We start from the raw sequence: 20,669 nt of genomic DNA, 5'->3' as shown, positions 1-20,669 counted from the left end.
TTTATTGTACTTTTTTTGACTCATGGTCGGACACGTCCTCTCTTATGTTTAATTCTATTGATTTAACCGAGGTATGTCCACTTATCTATAATACATCCATATGATAGTGAGAGCATACAACTAAATGAACTCAAATTTAACATAAGTGTTTAACAACCCCTGCTTAATGGCATCCATGAAATATTAAATAGCAATAGCTTCTATGACTATAGTTGTTTCGACATTTGAGTAAAAATATTCCACAAAAATAAAAAACCTACTAGGCTCTAATATGTTCAATCACCTAATAGGTCAATTAATTATACAACATAAAAGCTAGTCAAATTTTAGCCCCTGCTCCCAGATAACTCCTCTAAAGAAACAACAATCATATTTTGATAATAGCCTCTCTAAAGTTTTTATGTATAAGCGAAATTTATATATCCTTCTTTAATTTTTTTACGCTAAATATTTTACTCAACTAATTCTACAGTAAGTGTAGTCACGCACATTGGGGCTGTATCTTGGACTGTTCCATCATAACCGACCTTTATTTAACACCAACCTTAAATTTTATGTCGGGATTCTTTGCAAGATTTACAGAAACAATTCCTCTAATCGCATCATTTTCAGATTCAGTTACGTAAACTACAGCTTTTCGATCATTTATCATCTCTTCAATAATCCCTATAAAGGTTGCGTTAACTTCACTTTTACCTATAAACAAAAAACTACAGCATAGAAGAACTATAAATAGCGAAATAAATGCCTTTTTCAAAAAATATTCCCCCTATATGTAAGTTTTAAAAATACTAAGGAAAATAACTATTAAAATTTTACATTTTTTCCGATTATAAATAAAATAAATGTCTGCGTTTGTTTATTTTTTACTGTCGACCAAAAACTACCCATTTCTGTGCTGTCTACTGTAGCCTTATTTCATTTAATCAATTTTATTGTGTCCCCAAAGTCTTGATTCACGTTTTTTAATTTTACGGGGGATTCTAAATCCTAAAGCAATAGCTGCGCCTATACAGCTAGATAGACATCCGATTATCAAATATATGGAAAGCGATGATTCACCAATTACAACAGAGGCTATTCCTCCAATGACGGGAAATAAAGCTACCATGTACCCGCTTTTGGCAGCACCTATTCTTTCAACAAGCTTTAAATAAAATAGCCATGCCAGGAAAGATGCTATCAATGTTAAATACAGTAAAGCAGATATGTATGTTATTGATGTAGGAATGATAATCTTTTGTCCCTGTGACAATACAATTATTGCCATTAGAATACTTCCTACAGTGAAACCAATAGCATTCGCATAAATAGGGTCAATCTTTATTCTGGCGTTTCTTGCAGAACTTGCATCGCCAATCGCTGTAAGTACTGTACCTAAAAGAGCAATCAAAATGCCTTTTAGATCAGCAAAGCTAGAAAAACTACTTAAAGAAGGATATATGAGAACACAAACACCAAATACCCCCAAAACGCCCCCAAATAACACACGAGGATGCAGTTGCTCTTTTAAGAAAATACGAAGAGCTAGCGGCGTCAAAATCACTTTTAATGAAAAGATTAATGTTACAATTGCTGCTGAGCTTAATATTGTTGCATAATATAGGCATAAATAACTTAAAGCAAAGTTACATACACCAAATACAATGATAAAGGGTAGATCTTTCCTTGTAGGTATCCCTTTTGGCTTAAGAAATAATACAAGGGCGAAAAATAAAAATGCAGTAATTACTAGCCGATAAGTCAATGATAATTCTAAGCTTACTGGCGTCCCTTGAATTTTCACTGCAATAAAATTAAGCCCCCAAACTATTAAACAAAATACATACATTAGATTAGTCACTATATTCAATTACCTTCAATCGTTCTTTAATTAACGATATTTTTAAAGAGAATATATTCTAGGAAAGAATTCTCTACTCTTGTAATTATCGCCTAATATATAGTATCATCGCATACCATGGTTTGTAAAAAGATTTTTCCATAAACTGCATCTGTATCTGTTTTGTTTGATTTCTCAAAGCAAAATTGTGTTGAATCACCTTCTATAGACCGTCACCTACTATAATGAATACACACAAAAGGCCAGGCACTCACCTTTTAATGAGCACCTGGCCGTATATAACATTTAGGAAATTTTCAAAAACCAATTATCATCTTTTTAATTTTTTTAGTTTTTTAATATTTATTGGACATTATATTGCAGTTCGTTTATTAAATACGTAAATAGTTAGCATCCAACTAAATGTGACTATAACTACAAATAAGAGTAACATATTACTATATAAATAACTTGCGGGGTGATAAATTATCGGTAAAATTCTTTGGTCAAATAACCGTATCGATAATAAGCCTCCTACGACTGCAATACCTATTCCCTCAGATAAAAAGCTTGTGAAATTAAGGAAGCTCATTCCTGCACCAGCTTCCTCTTGTTTCAAACTAGCGGAAACAATCGTGGATATCACTGTTTTTGTAAAAGAAAGGCCACCAAAAACAAATATCAAAATGATAGACATTAACCAAGGGGTCTTTTCTAAAAATAATGCAGCTATTAAAAAACTGATAGCAATAAACCCAACACCAATGGTTAATACAAATGTATGATTCTTCTTATCCAGAAGTAATCCTCCTAAATAGCCGAAAAGAACAACACTTATCGTCCCAGGGAAAATTATTACACTGCCTATCATCGCAGTACTTAAATGGTAAACATCTTTCATCATATAAGGAACCAAAGATATAAATCCAGCTACAGTACCTAATATAAGCCCACCACAGAGAATTCCAATCATAAACGAAGAATTCTTCCTCAATGAAGGTTCAATAAAAGGATCTGATACTTTCGTAATATGTTTAAGAAAGCCTAGGAAAAAAAGAATACTACTTATAAGAAAAGGTAATCTATAGGATGTTGTAAATAACATAAAAAATACAATACCTATAGACATTAAGATAATTCCTACTGTATCGAGAGAGCCTTTTCTTATTTTTTCCTTTTCTAATATTTTCATAAGAAAAGGAACAGTTAAAATAGTTGCTGAAGGAATAAGTAATAAATAAGACCAGTGAATATAATGGGCAATCATCCCACCAATAACTGGCCCTACCCCTTCTCCTAATGCTACGATAGAACCGATAAGGCCAAATGCTTTGCCACGTCTTTCTATAGGTATATAACGTGTAACTACAACCATAATGAGTGATGGAAAAGCTGCGGCACCAATTCCTTGAATAAAACGAGCAAAAATGAGTAATGAAAAAAAAGAATGGCCAATGAATCCAATCAAAGATCCTACACAGTTCATTACAATTCCAAATATAATTAGTTTTTTAATCCCCATCAAATCAGATAGTTTACCGTATACTGCCGTTCCTATAGAAAAAGTTAACATAAAGGATGTATTTACCCAATTTGTACTTGCTGGGGCTTTGTTAAACTCATTTGCAATATCAGGTAATGAAACATTCAATACCATTTCATTTAATACGCTAAAAAAAGAAAGAACACACAGCCATAAAAGCAATTGATTATGACGATTATTCACCTTTACCCTCCATTAGTGAGGGTTTACGTAGTTTATAGGGTTAATGATACGCTTCCCTCTATAAATTGTACCCAGTTATATTTATTGCACTTCATAAGAATTCCTCCCATTTTTTTCATTATTGTATCATATACCCATAAAGATTTGATGTTTTGGAAACAACTATTTTTTAAAACTTCCAAAAATACCCACACGGTGATTAAGCTTCACTTATTGACATTCCGCTTGTTACTCATCGCATGCTATTTACGCATAACACTTTTACCATTTCCCTTCCAACTCTAACTTTGCTATGTTATGATTCTTTACAGCTAGAATATTTCATTTAAAAGAACAGAAATAGGGTTAATGTAGGAGGAAGCATGAATTATATAAAATCTTTACGCCAATATGTTGGAACGAGTCCTATTATTGCACCAGGCTCAGCCATCATTGTTTTAAACGAAAAGAATGAGATACTATTGCAATTACGTTCAGATACAGATGATTGGGGGCTTCCAGGCGGTGGTATGGAAATAGGAGATAGTTTTGAAGAAACTGCTCAAAAGGAGTTGTATGAGGAAACAGGATTAATTGCCGAAGAACTGAAATTGGTTGGATTAGCTTCAGGGAAAGAGTTATATTATAAATTTCCACATGGGGATGAAATTTATAACGCGACGGCAATTTTTAAAGCAACTGCTGTTAAAGGTATTCTTAAACAAAATGAGGAGAGTAAAGATTTAAAATATTTCCCTTTAGAAAAACTTCCAGACTTAAATTATACAACATTGAAATTACTAGAAAAGGTAGGTTATATTTCAACTGATTAATATGGTGATCAACATTTCTTTATCCAAAACAAAACCTAGCCATCAATCAGTGACTGTGCATAAATCTTCCTTAACCACTTTTACCCTCCATGTAGCGCAAAAAACTGCGCTACACCATAAGATAAAAATATACTCAAAAACGGGTATTGTATTCTACAGCTAGAGAAGAGGATCGATTTGAGCCCTTTCGTTAGTCTGACTGCACAGATTGAATTGTTAAATCAGGAAGTAACTTGCCATTTCAAGGGATGTGGAAAAAGTGCTCTAAGATCAAATAAAACTTATGGAGTACAACAATAATTTAGTTCAAACGGTGAACAATTTCATATTGATTTCCACAAGGGTCTTCAAAATAAACTGCATAGTAAGTAGGGCTAATGGGAAATTGTTGAGGTCCAGAGGTAATTTTTCCACCAATTTCTTTAATCAGTGTAGCAAGTCTATCCACTTCATCACGATTTTCTACCCAGAATCCAACTAGATTGCCGTTCGGTTTATGCAAAGGATCTTCAGTGATGGCAAAATAGGCTACACTTGGAAGATTCCCATTAGCTGCAAACACCTTCCACTTATCACTATGGAATGTTTGAATAAAGCCTAATGCGGTAAGAAAACCCTCATAGAATGGTAAATTTTCCTCTAAATTATTTACTCTAAGGTCAATGTGACTAAATGGGTTCATAACTTATCCCTCCTTAATTAATCGATTCTTCTATTTGTTTAAAAATTGTTTCCCAGTATTGCTGCATTGCCCTAAGGTCATCTGTGGTAAAAAAAAGGATAGATAGAGCGAATTTAATTAAGCTCTCCTATCCTTATAATGTGTGATATTAAATATGAATTCACATAGTTTTAGCTAATATCTTACTTTTAATAAAATTTTAAGCTTCCTCTGTTTTCATTCACATTATTTATCTGTTTGTTCTTGTTTCTTTTTCAAATACTCCGCACGTATTTTTTCAAGTTGCTGCTTTTTATCAAATTTGGCGGGCTTGTTTTTTTCATGATACTTTGTTACAGCTACCTTACCTTTTGTATCCAATTGATATTTCCCCATTATGTTCACCTACTTTTCTTGTCTTTAAGAGAATCTATTCAATACTATAATATACCTCATAAAGTAAACCTTATGTCTTTTTCAGTGTACCGCAAACCTTGTAAATTTCAGTTAAAACATTAAAAACTTCGTAAAATAATTCAAATGTCCTGAATGCCTTAGGAACGAGTTACAAGCTTACATTGAGAAACTAGATCATGCAAATATTCGTGAAATGCTTAATACTTCCTCTTATGTTGCCAAGACTTTTCAACTCATTATCATCAAAAAACCTCAACAGGCTATCTTTAACGAGTCACCCATTGAGGATTAAAAATTTTATTAATTTTTAGTGTAATCCCTTTGAAAGTTATCCAAACTTCAAATCCTTGATCAGACTATTCTTGAATAGCCGCTTCAAGTGCAACAACGATCATGTCGTTGAATGTAGTTTGACGTTCTTCTGCTGATGTTACTTCACCAGTTAGAATGTGGTCACTTACTGTTAAGATTGAAAGTGCTTTACGGCCGTGTTTTGCAGCTAACGTGTAAAGTGCTGCTGATTCCATTTCTACAGCAAGTACGCCATATTGAGCTAATTTTTCATTTTGGTGCTCATCAGAATAGAACATATCTGCTGTGAAGATATTACCTACTTGTAAGTTTAATCCAGCTTCTTTACCTGCATTGTATGCTTTTAATAATAAATCAAAGTCAGAGATCGGTGCGAAGTCGATAGCGCTACCCCAAATGATTTGGTTCATACGTGTATCCGATGTTGCTGCTTGCGCTAAAATTACGTCACGAACTTTTACGTCTTTTTGAATTGCACCACAAGTACCTACGCGGATTAATTTTTGTACATCATATTCTTGCATCAATTCTGTAGCGTAAATCGAAATTGAAGGCACACCCATACCAGTACCTTGTACAGAAATACGTTTACCTTTATACGTTCCTGTATAACCAAACATATTACGAACTTCGTTATAGCAAGTTACATCTTCTAAAAACGTTTCAGCAATGTACTTTGCACGTAATGGATCTCCTGGAAGTAAAATTGTGTCAGCGATTTCGCCTTTTTTTGCATTAATATGAATACTCATACTGCAATCCCTCTTTTCTGTAAGTCTTCACTATAAATAATACTGTGTTTCTCCTATTTTCGCAACGCTAGACGTCTAGCAACTTAAAATAAATAATATTGTTTTTACTTAACTCATGAATGATCTAAGTATAATGCCCACAATTCATCAAATACTTCTGTTTTTAAATTGTCAGTAGCGTATGATTCGATGTATGAAGACAGCTCATCAAATTCAGAGCTCTGTTTTGGAAAATTATGCTCATGGAACATTTCCTCTGCAAATCGTACCTTCGGATCTGACCAATCCCCACCTCTATACGTCAGTACATACAAATAAAAGCTCTTTTTCATACTAGAAATCCCCTCTTTACTCTTCTGCTTTCCGCTAGTTTATCAAAAAATAACTTCTTCGTCACAAAAATATCTATTAAGCATTTTCTCCTATTCATCCTAACAGTACTATTCCTCGTCAATATTTGGACTTTGGTCACAGAAAAATAGTATATATTTTTGTCTGAAAAATGAAAATTTTTAGACAAAAGGGATAGAAATACCTAGTAAAATACGGTAAAATTTAAACCGACTATTCAAAAATAGGAAGGTGATGGCGATGAATAACTCTCATAAATATAGGATCTCCTTACAGAACCGCCTGTCTCTTTTTAAAACTAGGTTTTTAAAAAAGAAAGTAAAAAATTTGGAAGAAGATAGGCGTAATCTCCCTCCTACTAAAGAAAAACGACAACGTTTTTACCATTTAATACGAGGCAAAGTCCTTATCATTTTTTCTCTCCTTATTGTTATAAATGGCACAATGGGTTTAATATCGTATATTAATATTCAGAATCTGCAAAGACAAATGAAAGACTTTACTGAGAAAAATGTTCAGGAACAATTAACTGTCAACCAACTTGCTTATGAAATTGCGAGGCTCACCAATTTAGAACAAGCCTATTTAATTACCGGGGATGGGAACTTTGCTACATCTTATAAAATGAAAATTGATACTATCGATAAAAAAATAAAAGCGTTAGAAGCGCAGTTTACAAAAAGAGAGTTAGAGTTAGGTCATATACAGGCGATCGATCAGTATTATAAAAATTACCTTGAATATTCTTCAAAAGTCATGACAATGCGTGATGAACTTGGTCTTGAACAAGCTCGAAAGTTTATGATGGGCGGTACTGGAGAAACGATGAAGAATTATATTGACAAAAATATAGAGTCCATTAATGCAGTTATGGATAATGCTAATAAAGCAAAATTAGATAAGCTTAACAAGCAAGTTACACTATCTATTACTTCTTTCTTCTTCATTTCAATACTTGGATTTATTGCCATTATTATTTTTGGTTATATGTTATTTAAATCATTAAGAAACAATACACAGGCCATTAACCATTCCATTCTCGATATTGCACGGGCTGGTGGCGACTTGACACGACGTGTTAAAGTTCGTAATCACGACGAGTTCTCAATTATTGCCGCTTCAACTAATACACTTATTGAATCAATATCTTTCTTGATTAAACGTGTTAGTAATCTGGCAGACCATGTTTCAAGCAGTAGCTTAGAACTAATGTCTTTAGCCGATGAAAATGCCCGTACCATTCAGAATATTGCTGATGCTTCAGCTGATATTGCAAGTGATAGCGAGAATACAATTTTTAGTATGACTAGCGCACAACAAAAAATGAGTGATCTTGAGCATGCTGTACACCATTTAAATGAGCAAGCAAATGCAGTTCAGCGTGCCTCCTTAGCTATGCAGCAAGCAGCTGACGAAGGCAGTCGCTCCGTTCAACAATCTTCATTAGTCATGCAAGCTATAGAAGAAACGATGGCTTCCACGACTTCCATAGTCGAAGCACTCGGTCGAAAATCCGCCGACATAACATCTATTATCGGCACGATTACTGCCATTTCAGAGCAAACAAATTTACTCGCCTTAAATGCAGCGATTGAGGCAGCACGCGCTGGTGAGCACGGACGGGGCTTTGCGGTAGTCGCTGATGAAGTTCGAAAGCTAGCCGTGCAATCTCAAAATGCCGCAAAAGAAGTAACAACCATTGTAACGTCCATTCAAGATGAAGTAACATCCATCATCTCTCAAAACCACGAGGGTGTATCATCCGTGATTCGTGGCGTTGAAGTAACAAATGAAACAAACCAATCTTTAGACAATATTTTAACGCATACTCAAGAAACGACGACAATTATCGCGACTATGGTAGAGAAAATTGCATTAACTCTTGATTATAGCAATGCTGTAGCAAATGATTTTGTCCAAGTGAACGCCTATGCCGAACAATCAGCTGCAAACACAGTCACTTCAGCCGCTGCAGCCACTCAAGGATCTGCATCCATGCAGGAAATTAACGCCTCTGCCACAGAGCTTGCTCAACAGGCAGATAGTCTGCGTAACCTTGTAAGTGAATTTAAAGTGTAAAGTGTCTCAGAATCTCTATCATTGTAGTTTAAAAAAATCGTCTGTAAGATGTTCATTATTCATGAAGCATACTTAATAACGATCTTATTGTCTAAAACAATACGTTAAGATTTGGAGATGACATGCTAACTAATTTGAATCATTACTTAAATGAATTAATGCTGTATATTCCTAACGGAGAAATTCGCCAACGAGATTTTCGAAACGAGCAAAAATGGATTAGTTCGAACTATAAATTTGGAATGCCAGGTAAAAGGAAAAATTTAAAGGAAGTTATTTGGAATGTTGAGATACAGCCATTTTATCTTGCTAAATATACTGTGACAGAAGAACTTTATGCAACTATTATGGAAAAGAAATTTTTAACACCAATAAATGATCGAAAACCAATTGTTAATGTTTCATGGATAGATGCAGTGAACTTTTGTAATGCATTGTCTGACGCTCTTGGCTATGACAAGTTTTATGATTATGATCAGCAAAGTAAACTAGTTGTCTGCAATCATAGGTCTAATGGTTTTCGATTACCGACAGATGCTGAATGGCAATATGCATGTAAAGCAAAATCAAAAGGATATCGGTATGGAGAACTTGACAAAATTGCTTGGTATCAAAATAATTCCAACGAACGTGTACACAAAGTTGGAGAAAAAATGCCTAATGACTGGGGCTTGTACGACATGATAGGAAATGTTTGGGAGTGGTGCTGGGACATATACGATGAAGAGATATTTGGCAATTATCGTATAATCCGAGGAGGAAGTTGGGCTGAGGAAGAACGTGGTTGTGGAGCTACCTGTCGTCGTAAGAGTATGCCTGAATTTTTTATTGATGATATCGGATTTAGAATTGCAAGATCCATCATTTAATATTTCTAGACAATGATGACGTTCTATCCGCCGGTTGATTGGTCTTCCGTCGTTTTGATTGTTCTTTCAGTCACTTCGACGGTTCCTTCCGTCGCTTCGATTGCCCTATCCGTCGTTTCGATGGCTCCTTCCGTCACTTCGACGGTTCTTTCCGTCGCTTGATTGGTCTTCCGTCGTTTCGATGGTTCTTTCCGTCACTTCGACAGTTCTTTCCGTCGCTTGATTGGTCTTCCGTCGTTTCGAAGGATCCTTCCGTCGCTTGATTGGTCTTCCGTCGTTTCGATGACTATTTCCGTCACTTCGACGGTTGTTTCCGTCGCTGATTATTCTTCCGTCGTTCCCATGGCTCTTTCCGTCACTTCGAAGGTTCTTTCCGTCGCTTCGATTGCCTTATCTGTCACTTTGATGAGTCTTTCCGTCGTTTTTAAGACAACCTAAAAAACCATAAAAAACTCCTAGCACGATCTATTCTGCTAGGAGTTCTTGATTATTTAAATAATGAAAGATATTCTGCATAGCCTTCTTTTTCTAAATCTTCTTTTCGTACAAAGCGGAGGGCTGCGGAGTTAATGCAATAGCGTAAGCCTCCAAGCTCACTTGGTCCATCCGGAAAGACATGGCCTAAATGAGAATCAGCGTCTGTGCTTCGAACTTCTACACGACGCATCCCATGAGACGTATCGAAATGCTCCGTCACTTCTTCCTTTTCAATAGGCTTTGCAAACGCTGGCCAGCCACAACCCGAATCGAATTTATCGAGCGAGCTAAATAATGGCTTCCCCGAAACGATATCTACATAAATACCCTCTTCAAAGTGCTTATCAAATTCATTACGGAACGGTGGCTCTGTACCATTTTCCTGTGTCACGTAATATTGCATGTCCGTTAACTCTTTTAAACGTTGTTCTTTATTCATTTTTCAGCCCCCAGTGTGTCTCCTGAAACGCTTTGCGACCAGACCCTACTGCATAGCGCTCGTAGTGCATTGGATTTTTCTTATAATAATATTGATGATAATCTTCAGCTGGATAAAACGAACTTGCCGGTAAAATTTTCACGGCAATCGGCTTATCGAATTTACCAGATGCCTGTAACTCTGCCTTAGCACGTTCAGCCAAATCAAGTTGCTCATCATTGTGGTAAAAAATTGCGGTCGTGTAGGACTCTCCACGATCATAAAATTGTCCTCCAGCGTCAGTTGGATCAATTAATGTCCAAAATGTCGATAGTAATTGCTCGTAAGAATATAGCTCATCGTCAAACGTAATTTGAACCGCTTCAACATGTCCTGTCGTTTCAGAGCATACTTGTTCATATGTTGGATTGACTACATGTCCACCCGTATAGCCGGAAATTACTGATTCAATGCCAGGTGTTTCGTCAAAAGGCTTGACCATACACCAAAAACAACCACCTGCAAATGTTGCCAATTGCTTTGCCATTTATCTCACTCCTTATTCACCAGGAACAATAATTTCCAGTAAAATCTTATCCTTTGGTAAGTCTAATTCCTTTGCTTTAATACGAGATCCTGAAGCAATGTTAATGCGCGATAAGTCAATATAAATTTCTGCCTTACTAGGATCGATTGAAATCCAAGAAGGGAAATCCACCGTGTCTCGCATAATTTTCATCGCTGTATCAGGTGGAATATTTAACAGCCCAACATTCATTCCTGTCTGTTTTAAAATAATATTCCCTTTCTTATCCACAATCGGATCGAAGTTCATTGAAATGGGGATTTCTGTGTAGAACACCTTAAGTGTACTTTTTAATTGAATATCATCACCAATCGTAAAGTCCAACGGTAATGGTGACCCAGCATCTTTTAAATACTTCTTCGATATAGATTCTAATTCCTTCGTTGTTGTTTGGACAACGAGTACATTTCCTTTTACGTCACTTTCATCTTTTGAACTCTCTGCTAAATTTACTCCGTCTATTGGTCTAGTTACTAAAAAAACGACGAGGAGGATTGCAAAAAGCACTGTGCCTGCTAAGGCAAAAAATGCGAATTTCCATTTATTCATTTCGTCACTCCTCGAAGCCTATTTCCTTGTTAATCTTTTGTTCCATGTTACATTTCTCCATTGCTTTTAAAATTCGCTCATTCATTTTGTCATAGCCTTTTGCATTTGGGTGGAAGAAATCGGTATGATAAACGAGCTCTTTATTTGAATCAAACAAGTCCTCCACTGAGATATAGCACGCATTCGTATCTTTCTTGGCTATGTCTTCAATGACTTTATTCCACTCCGTAATAATCGTATCAAATTCATTCGCTTCATTTGTCACGATTGAGAATGGATTATAAAAACCGATAAGTAATAAAGGCACTTCTGGATTTTTTGCTCGTATGCCTTCCACAATTTTACTATAGCGTTTCTTATATGCCTTCAATTCTTTATCAAAAGCATCTCGTTTCAAATTAAACAGATCGTGCTTGACAATCTTCATGACATCATTTCCACCCATAGTAACTGAAATGAGCTGTGCTTTTTGCAACTCTTCATCATAATGCCCTTTTTCTACTAATTTTAATAGCTGATCACTACGTCTTCCTCTTTTTCCTCGATTATCGACTTCAACATCTGAAATCGAGGGCCAAGCAACCAATGAAGCTGCTAGTCTTCCAACAAAACCGTCTTTACTATACTCATCACCAACACCGGCGGTCAAAGAATCGCCGAGCGCTAGGTACTGTAGTTGCTTTGCGCTTTTATCATCAATTTTCCGTAAATCCTCTGGTGTTGGTTCAAAAAAATGTTCAAAAATTTGCGTCAATACATTCTTTGAGGTTTTTTCCTCATTTTCTGTTTGTTGCGCATCCTGTTTCATATCTTGTTCCGTCCCTGCGTGCTCCCCATCTGGTTCTGCTTGCGGATTCGATTCATCTATTGATATTATACAACCACTTAGTACTAAAACGGTCAAACATGACAAAACTATCATTCGCCAAATGCTCATTTGACCACCTTCCATCATTTGCTTACTTCTATTATAGAATAGTTCATGCTGCTATGAAAAGTGACTATACCTAGGTATTGAGTAAAAATGTATGTTTACAACGGTTTTTCTTATAAAATAGGCAGGCACTTTTCAACAATAAAAAGCCACTACAATTATTTATGTAGTAGCTCTCTTATATTATTCTGCAAAATAAATAAAACCGATTGCACCTGGGCCAGTATGTGTTGAAATGATCGGTGAAGTAAAGGCAATTTCTACTTCATTAAAACCTGTTCCCTCGATTAATTCTTTTAAAGGTCCACCCATCGTTGCTAGACCTTCAGCGTGAGAAATCCCTACTGACTTAACAGTTTTCCCAGCAGTATCAGCTTGGAATTGCTTAAATAAGTAGTTCACAACTTGTTTATGGCTACGTACTTTTGATACGGGATTGTATGCGCCACCTTCTAAGTTTGCAATGACTTTTATGTTCAGCAAGGAGCCGATAAAGCCTGTACCTTTCCCAATTCGTCCGCCTTTAATTAAATTTTCAAGTGTGTCGACTATAACATATAAATACGTATTTTCGCGCACTTTCTCTAAACGCTTAACAATTTCTTCGACAGTAGCACCTGCATCACGCAATTTAATAGCCTCACGTATTTGAATAGCTAAACCGATGGCAATGAAACGTGAATCGATTACAGTTACATCAGAGTCTGACATTTGAGCTGCCTGACGAGCTGATTCCACTGTTCCGCTCATACTACCTGTCATATGAATGGAAATAATTTGATCTCCGTCTTTACCTAGCTCATCGTATAATTCTTTAAATTTTCCCGGTGCAGGCTGAGAGCTTTTCGGTAAATTTTTAGCATTCTTCATTAAACTTAAAAAAGGTTGTGGCTCTAAATCAATACCATCTATATAAGTTTTATCATCAATTTGAATCGTTAAAGGCACAATATGTATACCGTGTTGTGCTACTTCTTCTTTTGTTAAATCACAAGTTGAGTCCGTTACTATATGAATTCGTCCCACTTCGACACATCCTTTTACTTCATTAAAATTTATTATATAGACTAATGAATCATTATGTAAACATGACATTTGTCATTAGGTTTCGTTCATTTCAGTCCATTTTGAAACCGCTACCTTGGATACTATAGCGCTTTGTTCAATCCTTGTCTAACAAAGACCCTCTAGCATAGAGGCATTTATATGACACTTTTTATGTCGAAAACATGACAAATGTAAATACCAGGATGAAAATTATTGGGGTATAGTAAATGTATACACGAAAGGAGTGTTCGAGATGATTGATTCTTTTGACTATAAAACATGGAAGGAAGAATTGTGGAATGCCATTACACATGGCATTGGATTTATCGCAAGTATTCCAGCACTAGTTGTTCTTATTTTAGCAGCTGTACAAACCGGTAGTGCACTCCAAATTACAACGTTCACTATTTTTGGTGTCTCTGTGATCGTTTTATTTTTAATGTCCACACTGCTACATAGCATGCCAGAAAAATACAAACACTTTTTCGCCATTCTTGACCATTCTTCTATTTATATTTTAATTGCAGGAACATATACACCTTTCCTGTTAATTACGATTGGCGGCACGCTAGGTATTACTTTATTATGTATTATTTGGTCACTTGCCATATTAGGCGTTATTTTTAAATGCTTTTTTATTAATCGATTTGACAAGCTTTCTTTAATTTTTTACATCGCTATGGGCTGGCTCATTATTTTTGCTATAAAGCCTGTCTATCTTTTCTTAGGTTTTAATGGTTTTGTTTTACTGTTAGCCGGTGGGCTTTTCTATACGATTGGTGCTATTTTTTACGCTTGGCGTTCACTTCCATACAACCATACGATATGGCATCTATTTGTGTTAGCTGGCTGTGGTTCGATGTATGCTTGTGTTTATTTTTACTTATAAATAATGACAATAAAAATCGCTCTCTTCTACAAAGGAGCGATTTTTTTGTTTATAGGGTCCTTAATTGCCTCGTTAAGTCCTTTATTGCACGCAGCACTTCCTGTTTATTTTCTTCATTATTCATTTTATTCCTCGCATGAAGTAAAACGGGTCTAACCGATTCTACGGAACGTCCAAATTCATACATCCATTCATAGCGAGGGACCATCCAAGTATGAAAATGATGTGTCGTATCTTCATTGTAAAAATAATAAACAAATTCTATCCCTAGAACATCCCTTTGAGCCTTTCTAATTTTTGATACAAGGTTTATATAATCCATTTTTTCCTCATCGTCTAGCTCATCAAAACATGTAATATGACGCTTAGAAGCCAAGATGATTAATCCCTTTATCGGATAGGCAACATCTTGATGGGCATGAAAATAGTCAGTCTCAATGATAACTCCTCCATCTGGTTCGATAAGTCCGCTCGTTATTGCACAGCTCAAACATTCCACTTCTACCGTGTCTCCATTTGATAAGGTTATTTTTTTCACAGATACTCCCCTTTTTTAAATCTAATATCAGAAATAATTAAAGGCCCCAATTATAAGGTCAATTGTAGAAACTTTTTAAAAGCTTCTTCTTCCTCAATAAACGGATTATGATTAGACTGTTCAAAAATCGTCAATTGTGCATTTGGTGTTAAATCGGCAATTTCAATTCCGAATTCAACCGGACATTGTGCATCATATCTACCTGCAAATATGTAGGTAGGAATATGTATTGATTTCAATTGTTGTCGAATGTCAAAGCTTTTTACTTGTACTTTTCTAAAATAATCAAGGTTCTTCCCGACTGTCCGTCCACTATTTGGTCGGATCGTTGCTAATTTTAACTTTTCCTCGGAATGATAAGACATTAAAGCCCATTCAGAGCTTAACTTCTGACGCTCTTCTCGAACTGTATCCGGATTATTTAATAAATCCATTATTTCAACTATGCGAGTGAAATGTTTATTTTCAGCGCAATAAATACTATTTGGGTGATTTCCATACTCTTTACTTGCTGCTGTTGAACCAGCAACTATTTTTGTTAAAGATGCTGGTGAATCCACAGCATATTGAAGTGCCAGCATTCCACCCGTTGAATGACCCGCAAAAGCCCATTTTTCAAGTTTTAACGCTTCTCGAATCGCTTCTAAATCTTTCACAATTTCTTGGAAGCTTAATTGTGCATCATCTTCTACATGTGCTGAATTTCCAGCACCTCTTACATTGATTAAGTACACTTTGTAATGTTCAGTGAAAGGATCCGCAAATAAATTTCCTCGTTCATCAAAACCCATATAAAAATGAGTAATAGCTAATGGTTCCCCTTCTCCACGTACAAAGTATTCAAATCGCCCTCTGCTTGTTTCAATAATGTATTGTTCCCACATTGACTGGACACCTCTCAATAATTTTTTATGTCTTAAATATCTTTTTACCTGCGATCTGATACATATGCGAAGCTGCTCATCGTTTGTTTCGCTAGGTCTTTCTGTCGCTTCGACAAGTTCTTTCCTTCGATTGATTAGTCTTCTGTCGCTTCGACTGTTTTTCTTGTCACAATAGGTTTATCGAATTTAAAGCGCCAGTCGGAACGTAAATCAACCCCATGCTATGCGGATGAGTCTAATCTTTATTTATTCTACAAATATTTCCAAAAACCTTTATTTAGTCACGTAAAAAGCACGGTCATATAACCGTGCTTCGTAGTACCTATTTTCTTTAGTTTTTACGCTCAAAAATTTGATATTGGAATGTGTAACCTTCTGGTGCTGTTTCTGGCTCCATTGAGGAAACTTGTACAAAATCCTGCTCATAATTCGGGAAATATGTATCCCCATTAAACGAATGATTGATTTTTGTAATGTACAAACGATCTGCGATATCCATAGATAAGCGGAAAATTTGCTCGCCACCAATAATCATAATTTCTGGGACATCCCCAGCAAGGTCGAGGGCACCCTCTAAGCTTGTCACCACTTCAATCCCGTCCGCTTGATAGTTTTCATCACGCGTTATTACGATATTACGTCGACCAGGAAGCGGTCTACCGATGGATTCGAATGTTTTTCGCCCCATAATCATTGGCTTCCCCATCGTTTTCTCCTTAAAATATTTTAAATCCCCTGGCAAATGCCATGGCATGCCATTTTCATAGCCAATCACATAATTATTATCATGTGCCACAATTAAAGAAATCATAGTGTCCCTCCAAATACTTTCGTCCATTATATTATAAACATAATTTTACTTTACAATCAGCTTAGAAAGTAAATAAATTTTCTTTTCCGCTATTAAATCCTAGTAATTTTATATGAATAGTTTATAATAGATGTACAAAAGTAAATAAAAAGGATTGATGAAGATGACAAAATTAAGAGATGAAGCGGTCCGTTATATAAAAGCAAGTGATTCTTCGATACAGTACTATGATTTAACACCACAAGAAGCGAGAGCCATTCGAATAGTGCCAAAATGGACGTCACCGGATAGCCCACAGCTCGCGAGCATCGAGAATAGAAAAATAACGGTGCGGGATGGAGCACAAATTAATGTGCGCATTTATAGACCTGTTTTAGACGAAAAGCTCCCTGTCATTGTTTATTATCATGGAGGTGGTTGGGTATTTGGAAATTGTGACTCTACGGATGCAGGCTGTCAGCTATTAGCGACAAAAGCCCAAGCAATCGTTGTATCGGTTGATTATCGCCTAGCACCGGAACACCCATTCCCTACACCGCTCTACGATGCCTATGACAGTTTCATATGGATTTACGAAAACATCGAAAATTTCGGTGGAGATAGAGCAAATCTTACAGTCGCTGGCGATAGCGCTGGCGGAAACTTAGCAACAGTGGTCGCCTACTTAGCAGCAACATTAAATGGACCAGCGATTAAAGCGCAGGCACTTATTTATCCTGTAGTTAATGTAGATTTTACAACGGCTTCTTACAATGCTTACGGCGAACACTTTGGCTTAGACAAACAAGGAATGCAGTGGTTTTTAGGTCATTATACAGAAAAAGAAAACTATTTGGATCCACATGTATCCCCACTTCAGATTGAGGATTTAAGTGTTTTACCGAAAACGATCATTATAGCTGCAGAGGCGGATGTTCTATACGATGAAGGTCTTGCATACGCACGAAAACTTACAGAAGCCGGAGTGACTGTTGAACATGTTAACATGCCCGGTTTAATCCATAGCTACTTTAGTAAAATGGATTTTTTCGAACAAGCTACTATTGAAACTGCTGAAAAAATTGCTAATTTCGTGAAATAAGTTTGTCTATCACCATAAAATAGTGCGATAATAGAGCAAAATGTTTTTTAAAGGATGACAACATGACACAAACTATTGCTTTACAAATTAACAATCCCTTTTCTAATCAATTAAAAAAAGGCTATCCGCTCATTTCAAAAGATGCAGTTGATGCACGCCACCTTCCTAAAGAAGAAGGTGCACTTTTAAGACTAACAGATAATCATAACCGTTTTATTGGCACAGGATACTATGGCTTACAAAACAAAGGTATTGGTTGGGTATTAACAAATGATGCGAACGAAAAAATAGACAAAGCCTTTTTTATGAAAAAATTTAAAAAGGCCATTCAAAATCGCGAAGCTTTTTTCAACGATCCTCACACAACAGCCTTTCGAATCTTTAATGGTGAAGGTGATGGCATCGGCGGTTTAACAATTGACTTTTTCGACACTTACTATATGGTGAGCTGGTATAGCGCAGGCATTTATTCATTTAAAGAAATGGTATATGAAGCACTAGCAGAGACAGTAGATTACAAAGCCATTTATGAAAAAAAACGTTTCGATACTAAAGGACAGTATATGGAACAAGATGATTTTGTCATGGGAACACCTGGCGAATTTCCGATTATTGTAACGGAAAATAGTATGAAATACGCTGTCAATTTAAACGATGGAGCCATGACAGGTATTTTCCTCGATCAACGAGAAGTAAGACTTGCTATTCGAGATCGTTATGCAGACGGTAAAAATATGCTAAATACGTTCTCCTATACAGGAGCATTTTCTGTCGCAGCGGCACTTGGAGGAGCTGTAAAAACAACAAGTGTAGATGTTGCAAAGCGTAGTTTAGCCAAAACAATTGAGCAATTTAGTGTCAATAACATCGACTACGAATCACAGGATATTAAAGTAATGGATGTCTTTAACTATTTTAAATACGCACAGCGTCACAATTTAAAATTTGACCTTGTCGTTTTAGATCCTCCAAGCTTTGCACGTACAAAAGAAAGAACGTTCTCAACTGCGAAAGACTATCCTAAATTACTCGTAGATACAATCGCCATTACAGAGAAAAACGGTATCATTGTTGCTTCAACGAACAATGCAAGCTTTGGGATGAAAAAGTTCAAAAGCTTCATTGACCAAGCATTTAAAGAAACTAAAACAGCCTATAAAATTGTTGAAGAATACAGCTTACCAAAGGATTTCCGTGCCCCACGTGAATATCCAGAATTCAATTACTTAAAGGTTGTTTTTATTAAAAAACTTAACTAAATGAATCGAGACAGAATCGCTCCCAAGTGATTCTGTCTTTTTATTTAGGAGAAATCCCCAACCTTATTGTTAGAAATTTCCGCTTATTATACAATTGACTCATCTCTATTCCTAAAATTTGGGGTGTTTATACTATGAAATGAGTTGATTGGAGCGCAGTGGCTCCCCAAAGAAAGCGCACAGTCGTGACGGAAACCACCCTACGCTAGGGTGAGTGTCATTTTACAATATAATGATAAATGGAGTGATTAAATGGGGTATGTCCGTGAAAAGTTAATGATTTCTACAGAAAGACTCGTTCTTAGATTATTTCAAACATCCGATGCAAAAAAGGTTACAAAGCTATGCAATAACTATAATATATATAAAAGCACTATGTATCTACCTCATCCATATTGTTTAAATGATGCATTAACATGGATGGAACGTCATTACGATAATTTTACACAAGATATTTCGTACGAGTTTGCTGTTACAGATAAGGAAACCGGCGAATTATATGGAGCTATTGCCTTATCAAACAACAAACATTTTAATCAAGGAGAAATCGCCTATTGGATTGGTGAGGAGTATTGGGGAAAAGGCTATGCTACGGAAGCAGCGCAGTCGATTGTTCAATTTGCTTTTGAAGAAAAGAAACTGCATAAAGTATTTGCCCGATATTTTTCTACAAACCCCGCTTCAGGAAAAGTAATGGAGAAGATTGGCATGAAACAAGAAGGAATTTTAAAGGATCATATTATTAAAGACCGTAAATACGAGGATTTAGTATATTATGGAATAATTAATAAATAGCCAAATTTTTGTGTAGAATCAACTCTGTTATTAAATTGATATTTCTTATACCTAATTAAACTAAAGACGCTTAAGTTTGATTAGGTACCAGCAAAACGCGGATTTCGTAAGCACAGCAAAGTTTCATAGAGAAAAAGCCGATTTCCTCTATGTTAGAGATAATCGACTTTATGAATTAAAGCAGAAAAATATTATGAAACTTTATGAAACTTACTTAAATCACGATTCTTTGTATTCTATAATCAATTAAAATCCTCATCATAGATAAACCAAATCAATTGCTTTAATCTAACTATACGATCCACTACTTTTAGGAATAGTAGCAATCTCCAGCCTTCTTTACTATACTTATCGATTATTTCCCTATGACTATCGATTGTAAATAAACCAGCAACCTTTGCTTCTGCATACATATATTTATACATTTTTTATACAACTCATATCTTTTTGCAAAATCAATAATGTTAAACGAACCTACAGAGTAAAAGTTTCTAACTAAAGAATCGAGTAGGAGGGAGTGATTAACTCCCGACCTCTCACACCACCGTACGTACGGTTCCGTATACGGCGGTTCAACTAAGATCAATAACGCAAAGTTTC

At 35.9% G+C, this 20,669-nt stretch carries 24 protein-coding genes; 7 read left to right on the top strand and 17 right to left on the bottom strand.

The window, feature by feature from the left end:
- Positions 1-529 precede the first annotated feature (529 nt).
- The 4 genes from PVA17_RS21505 to PVA17_RS25395 form a co-directional block, all read right to left on the bottom strand.
- Positions 530-757: a hypothetical protein gene (locus PVA17_RS21505; RefSeq protein WP_274068902.1), complete on the bottom strand. Its 228-nt coding sequence runs from the start codon at positions 755-757 to the stop codon at positions 530-532.
- A gap of 165 nt (positions 758-922) precedes the next feature.
- Entirely contained in the window at positions 923-1,843 is a 921-nt protein-coding gene (locus tag PVA17_RS21500; RefSeq protein ID WP_274068903.1) for a DMT family transporter, read from the bottom strand.
- 352 nt (positions 1,844-2,195) lie between these two features.
- Entirely contained in the window at positions 2,196-3,548 is a 1,353-nt protein-coding gene (gene tet / locus PVA17_RS21495; RefSeq protein WP_274068901.1) for a Tet(L)/Tet(K)/Tet(45) family tetracycline efflux MFS transporter, read from the bottom strand.
- 32 nt (positions 3,549-3,580) lie between these two features.
- Positions 3,581-3,643, bottom strand: coding sequence for a tetracycline resistance efflux system leader peptide (locus PVA17_RS25395; protein WP_366151260.1), 63 nt, complete (start codon positions 3,641-3,643; stop codon positions 3,581-3,583).
- 267 nt (positions 3,644-3,910) lie between these two features.
- On the opposite strand from PVA17_RS25395, the gene PVA17_RS21490 reads away from it, so the two are divergent.
- On the top strand, positions 3,911-4,360 hold the full coding sequence (locus PVA17_RS21490; RefSeq protein WP_132357987.1) for an NUDIX hydrolase: 450 nt from the start codon (positions 3,911-3,913) through the stop codon (positions 4,358-4,360).
- A gap of 301 nt (positions 4,361-4,661) precedes the next feature.
- On the opposite strand, the gene PVA17_RS21485 is transcribed toward PVA17_RS21490, so the two are convergent.
- The 4 genes from PVA17_RS21485 to PVA17_RS21470 all read right to left on the bottom strand — a co-directional run bounded on the left by PVA17_RS21485 (position 4,662) and on the right by PVA17_RS21470 (position 6,834).
- Positions 4,662-5,042: a VOC family protein gene (locus tag PVA17_RS21485; RefSeq protein WP_132357989.1), complete on the bottom strand. Its 381-nt coding sequence runs from the start codon at positions 5,040-5,042 to the stop codon at positions 4,662-4,664.
- A 225-nt stretch (positions 5,043-5,267) separates the two neighbouring features.
- Complete coding sequence (locus PVA17_RS21480) at positions 5,268-5,417, bottom strand: hypothetical protein (RefSeq protein WP_191701804.1); 150 nt, start codon at positions 5,415-5,417, stop codon at positions 5,268-5,270.
- 377 nt (positions 5,418-5,794) lie between these two features.
- Positions 5,795-6,502: a purine-nucleoside phosphorylase gene (gene deoD / locus PVA17_RS21475; protein WP_132357991.1), complete on the bottom strand. Its 708-nt coding sequence runs from the start codon at positions 6,500-6,502 to the stop codon at positions 5,795-5,797.
- Positions 6,503-6,615: 113 nt separating this feature from the next.
- Positions 6,616-6,834 (bottom strand): YozE family protein, encoded by a 219-nt coding sequence (locus PVA17_RS21470; protein ID WP_132357993.1) that lies wholly within the window; start codon positions 6,832-6,834, stop codon positions 6,616-6,618.
- A gap of 259 nt (positions 6,835-7,093) precedes the next feature.
- On the opposite strand from PVA17_RS21470, the gene PVA17_RS21465 reads away from it, so the two are divergent.
- Together PVA17_RS21465 and PVA17_RS21460 are read left to right on the top strand one after the other, a co-directional pair.
- Entirely contained in the window at positions 7,094-8,932 is a 1,839-nt protein-coding gene (locus PVA17_RS21465; protein ID WP_483308044.1) for a methyl-accepting chemotaxis protein, read from the top strand.
- Between the two features lie 122 nt (positions 8,933-9,054).
- Entirely contained in the window at positions 9,055-9,801 is a 747-nt protein-coding gene (locus PVA17_RS21460) for a formylglycine-generating enzyme family protein (RefSeq protein WP_274068899.1), read from the top strand.
- A 487-nt stretch (positions 9,802-10,288) separates the two neighbouring features.
- On the opposite strand, the gene msrB is transcribed toward PVA17_RS21460, so the two are convergent.
- The 5 genes from msrB to PVA17_RS21435 form a co-directional block, all read right to left on the bottom strand.
- The gene (gene msrB / locus PVA17_RS21455) at positions 10,289-10,717 is read right to left on the bottom strand and encodes a peptide-methionine (R)-S-oxide reductase MsrB (RefSeq protein ID WP_274068898.1); all 429 of its coding nucleotides are present in this window, start codon (positions 10,715-10,717) and stop codon (positions 10,289-10,291) included.
- Positions 10,710-11,243, bottom strand: a complete 534-nt coding sequence (msrA, locus tag PVA17_RS21450; protein WP_274068897.1) for a peptide-methionine (S)-S-oxide reductase MsrA — start codon at positions 11,241-11,243, stop codon at positions 10,710-10,712. Before msrA ends, msrB begins: the two co-directional genes overlap by 8 nt.
- Before the next feature lie 12 nt (positions 11,244-11,255).
- The gene (locus PVA17_RS21445) at positions 11,256-11,831 is read right to left on the bottom strand and encodes a YpmS family protein (protein WP_248719028.1); all 576 of its coding nucleotides are present in this window, start codon (positions 11,829-11,831) and stop codon (positions 11,256-11,258) included.
- A 4-nt stretch (positions 11,832-11,835) separates the two neighbouring features.
- On the bottom strand, positions 11,836-12,768 hold the full coding sequence (locus PVA17_RS21440; RefSeq protein WP_274068896.1) for a GDSL-type esterase/lipase family protein: 933 nt from the start codon (positions 12,766-12,768) through the stop codon (positions 11,836-11,838).
- Positions 12,769-12,948: 180 nt separating this feature from the next.
- Complete coding sequence (locus tag PVA17_RS21435; protein WP_132358007.1) at positions 12,949-13,791, bottom strand: DegV family protein; 843 nt, start codon at positions 13,789-13,791, stop codon at positions 12,949-12,951.
- A 274-nt stretch (positions 13,792-14,065) separates the two neighbouring features.
- Here PVA17_RS21435 and trhA point away from each other — a divergent pair, with 274 nt between their 5' ends.
- Positions 14,066-14,701, top strand: coding sequence for a PAQR family membrane homeostasis protein TrhA (gene trhA / locus PVA17_RS21430; protein WP_274068895.1), 636 nt, complete (start codon positions 14,066-14,068; stop codon positions 14,699-14,701).
- Positions 14,702-14,750: 49 nt separating this feature from the next.
- Here trhA and PVA17_RS21425 read toward each other — a convergent pair whose 3' ends face one another.
- The 3 genes from PVA17_RS21425 to PVA17_RS21415 all read right to left on the bottom strand — a co-directional run bounded on the left by PVA17_RS21425 (position 14,751) and on the right by PVA17_RS21415 (position 16,934).
- The gene (locus PVA17_RS21425) at positions 14,751-15,239 is read right to left on the bottom strand and encodes an HIT family protein (protein ID WP_132358011.1); all 489 of its coding nucleotides are present in this window, start codon (positions 15,237-15,239) and stop codon (positions 14,751-14,753) included.
- A 50-nt stretch (positions 15,240-15,289) separates the two neighbouring features.
- Positions 15,290-16,123, bottom strand: a complete 834-nt coding sequence (locus tag PVA17_RS21420; RefSeq protein ID WP_274068894.1) for an alpha/beta fold hydrolase — start codon at positions 16,121-16,123, stop codon at positions 15,290-15,292.
- Positions 16,124-16,454: 331 nt separating this feature from the next.
- Positions 16,455-16,934 carry a dihydrofolate reductase gene (locus PVA17_RS21415; protein ID WP_132358015.1) on the bottom strand — a complete coding sequence of 160 codons (480 nt, stop codon included), beginning with the start codon at positions 16,932-16,934 and terminating at the stop codon, positions 16,455-16,457.
- Positions 16,935-17,097: 163 nt separating this feature from the next.
- Here PVA17_RS21415 and PVA17_RS21410 point away from each other — a divergent pair, with 163 nt between their 5' ends.
- From PVA17_RS21410 to PVA17_RS21400, 3 genes are all read left to right on the top strand, one after another.
- Positions 17,098-18,015 carry an alpha/beta hydrolase gene (locus tag PVA17_RS21410; RefSeq protein WP_274068893.1) on the top strand — a complete coding sequence of 306 codons (918 nt, stop codon included), beginning with the start codon at positions 17,098-17,100 and terminating at the stop codon, positions 18,013-18,015.
- Positions 18,016-18,077: 62 nt separating this feature from the next.
- Positions 18,078-19,274: a class I SAM-dependent rRNA methyltransferase gene (locus tag PVA17_RS21405; RefSeq protein WP_274068892.1), complete on the top strand. Its 1,197-nt coding sequence runs from the start codon at positions 18,078-18,080 to the stop codon at positions 19,272-19,274.
- Positions 19,275-19,526: 252 nt separating this feature from the next.
- Positions 19,527-20,069 carry a GNAT family N-acetyltransferase gene (locus PVA17_RS21400; protein WP_274068891.1) on the top strand — a complete coding sequence of 181 codons (543 nt, stop codon included), beginning with the start codon at positions 19,527-19,529 and terminating at the stop codon, positions 20,067-20,069.
- Between the two features lie 242 nt (positions 20,070-20,311).
- Here PVA17_RS21400 and PVA17_RS21395 read toward each other — a convergent pair whose 3' ends face one another.
- Positions 20,312-20,494 carry a hypothetical protein gene (locus tag PVA17_RS21395; protein WP_274068890.1) on the bottom strand — a complete coding sequence of 61 codons (183 nt, stop codon included), beginning with the start codon at positions 20,492-20,494 and terminating at the stop codon, positions 20,312-20,314.
- Positions 20,495-20,669: the final 175 nt, after the last annotated feature.

The sequence above is a fragment of the Lysinibacillus sp. CNPSo 3705 genome, from assembly GCF_028674935.1.
Taxonomy (GTDB): domain Bacteria; phylum Bacillota; class Bacilli; order Bacillales_A; family Planococcaceae; genus Lysinibacillus.
The sequence above is the reverse complement of the archived record's forward strand: the minus strand, read 5'-3'. Positions and strand labels throughout refer to the sequence as shown.

Bases quoted from the DNA above. Each gene is read 5' to 3' on its own strand.
- PVA17_RS21490 (WP_132357987.1), top strand. From the start codon at position 3,911: ATGAATTATATAAAATCTTTACGCCAATATGTTGGAACGAGTCCTATT.
- PVA17_RS21485 (WP_132357989.1), bottom strand. From the start codon at position 5,042: ATGAACCCATTTAGTCACATTGACCTTAGAGTAAATAATTTAGAGGAA.
- PVA17_RS21480 (WP_191701804.1), bottom strand. From the start codon at position 5,417: ATGGGGAAATATCAATTGGATACAAAAGGTAAGGTAGCTGTAACAAAG.
- deoD (WP_132357991.1), bottom strand. From the start codon at position 6,502: ATGAGTATTCATATTAATGCAAAAAAAGGCGAAATCGCTGACACAATT.
- PVA17_RS21470 (WP_132357993.1), bottom strand. From the start codon at position 6,834: ATGAAAAAGAGCTTTTATTTGTATGTACTGACGTATAGAGGTGGGGAT.
- PVA17_RS21465 (WP_483308044.1), top strand. From the start codon at position 7,094: ATGAATAACTCTCATAAATATAGGATCTCCTTACAGAACCGCCTGTCT.
- PVA17_RS21460 (WP_274068899.1), top strand. From the start codon at position 9,055: ATGCTAACTAATTTGAATCATTACTTAAATGAATTAATGCTGTATATT.
- msrB (WP_274068898.1), bottom strand. From the start codon at position 10,717: ATGAATAAAGAACAACGTTTAAAAGAGTTAACGGACATGCAATATTAC.
- msrA (WP_274068897.1), bottom strand. From the start codon at position 11,243: ATGGCAAAGCAATTGGCAACATTTGCAGGTGGTTGTTTTTGGTGTATG.
- PVA17_RS21445 (WP_248719028.1), bottom strand. From the start codon at position 11,831: ATGAATAAATGGAAATTCGCATTTTTTGCCTTAGCAGGCACAGTGCTT.
- PVA17_RS21440 (WP_274068896.1), bottom strand. From the start codon at position 12,768: ATGAGCATTTGGCGAATGATAGTTTTGTCATGTTTGACCGTTTTAGTA.
- trhA (WP_274068895.1), top strand. From the start codon at position 14,066: ATGATTGATTCTTTTGACTATAAAACATGGAAGGAAGAATTGTGGAAT.
- PVA17_RS21420 (WP_274068894.1), bottom strand. From the start codon at position 16,123: ATGTGGGAACAATACATTATTGAAACAAGCAGAGGGCGATTTGAATAC.
- PVA17_RS21415 (WP_132358015.1), bottom strand. From the start codon at position 16,934: ATGATTTCTTTAATTGTGGCACATGATAATAATTATGTGATTGGCTAT.
- PVA17_RS21410 (WP_274068893.1), top strand. From the start codon at position 17,098: ATGACAAAATTAAGAGATGAAGCGGTCCGTTATATAAAAGCAAGTGAT.
- PVA17_RS21405 (WP_274068892.1), top strand. From the start codon at position 18,078: ATGACACAAACTATTGCTTTACAAATTAACAATCCCTTTTCTAATCAA.
- PVA17_RS21400 (WP_274068891.1), top strand. From the start codon at position 19,527: ATGGGGTATGTCCGTGAAAAGTTAATGATTTCTACAGAAAGACTCGTT.
- PVA17_RS21395 (WP_274068890.1), bottom strand. From the start codon at position 20,494: ATGTATAAATATATGTATGCAGAAGCAAAGGTTGCTGGTTTATTTACA.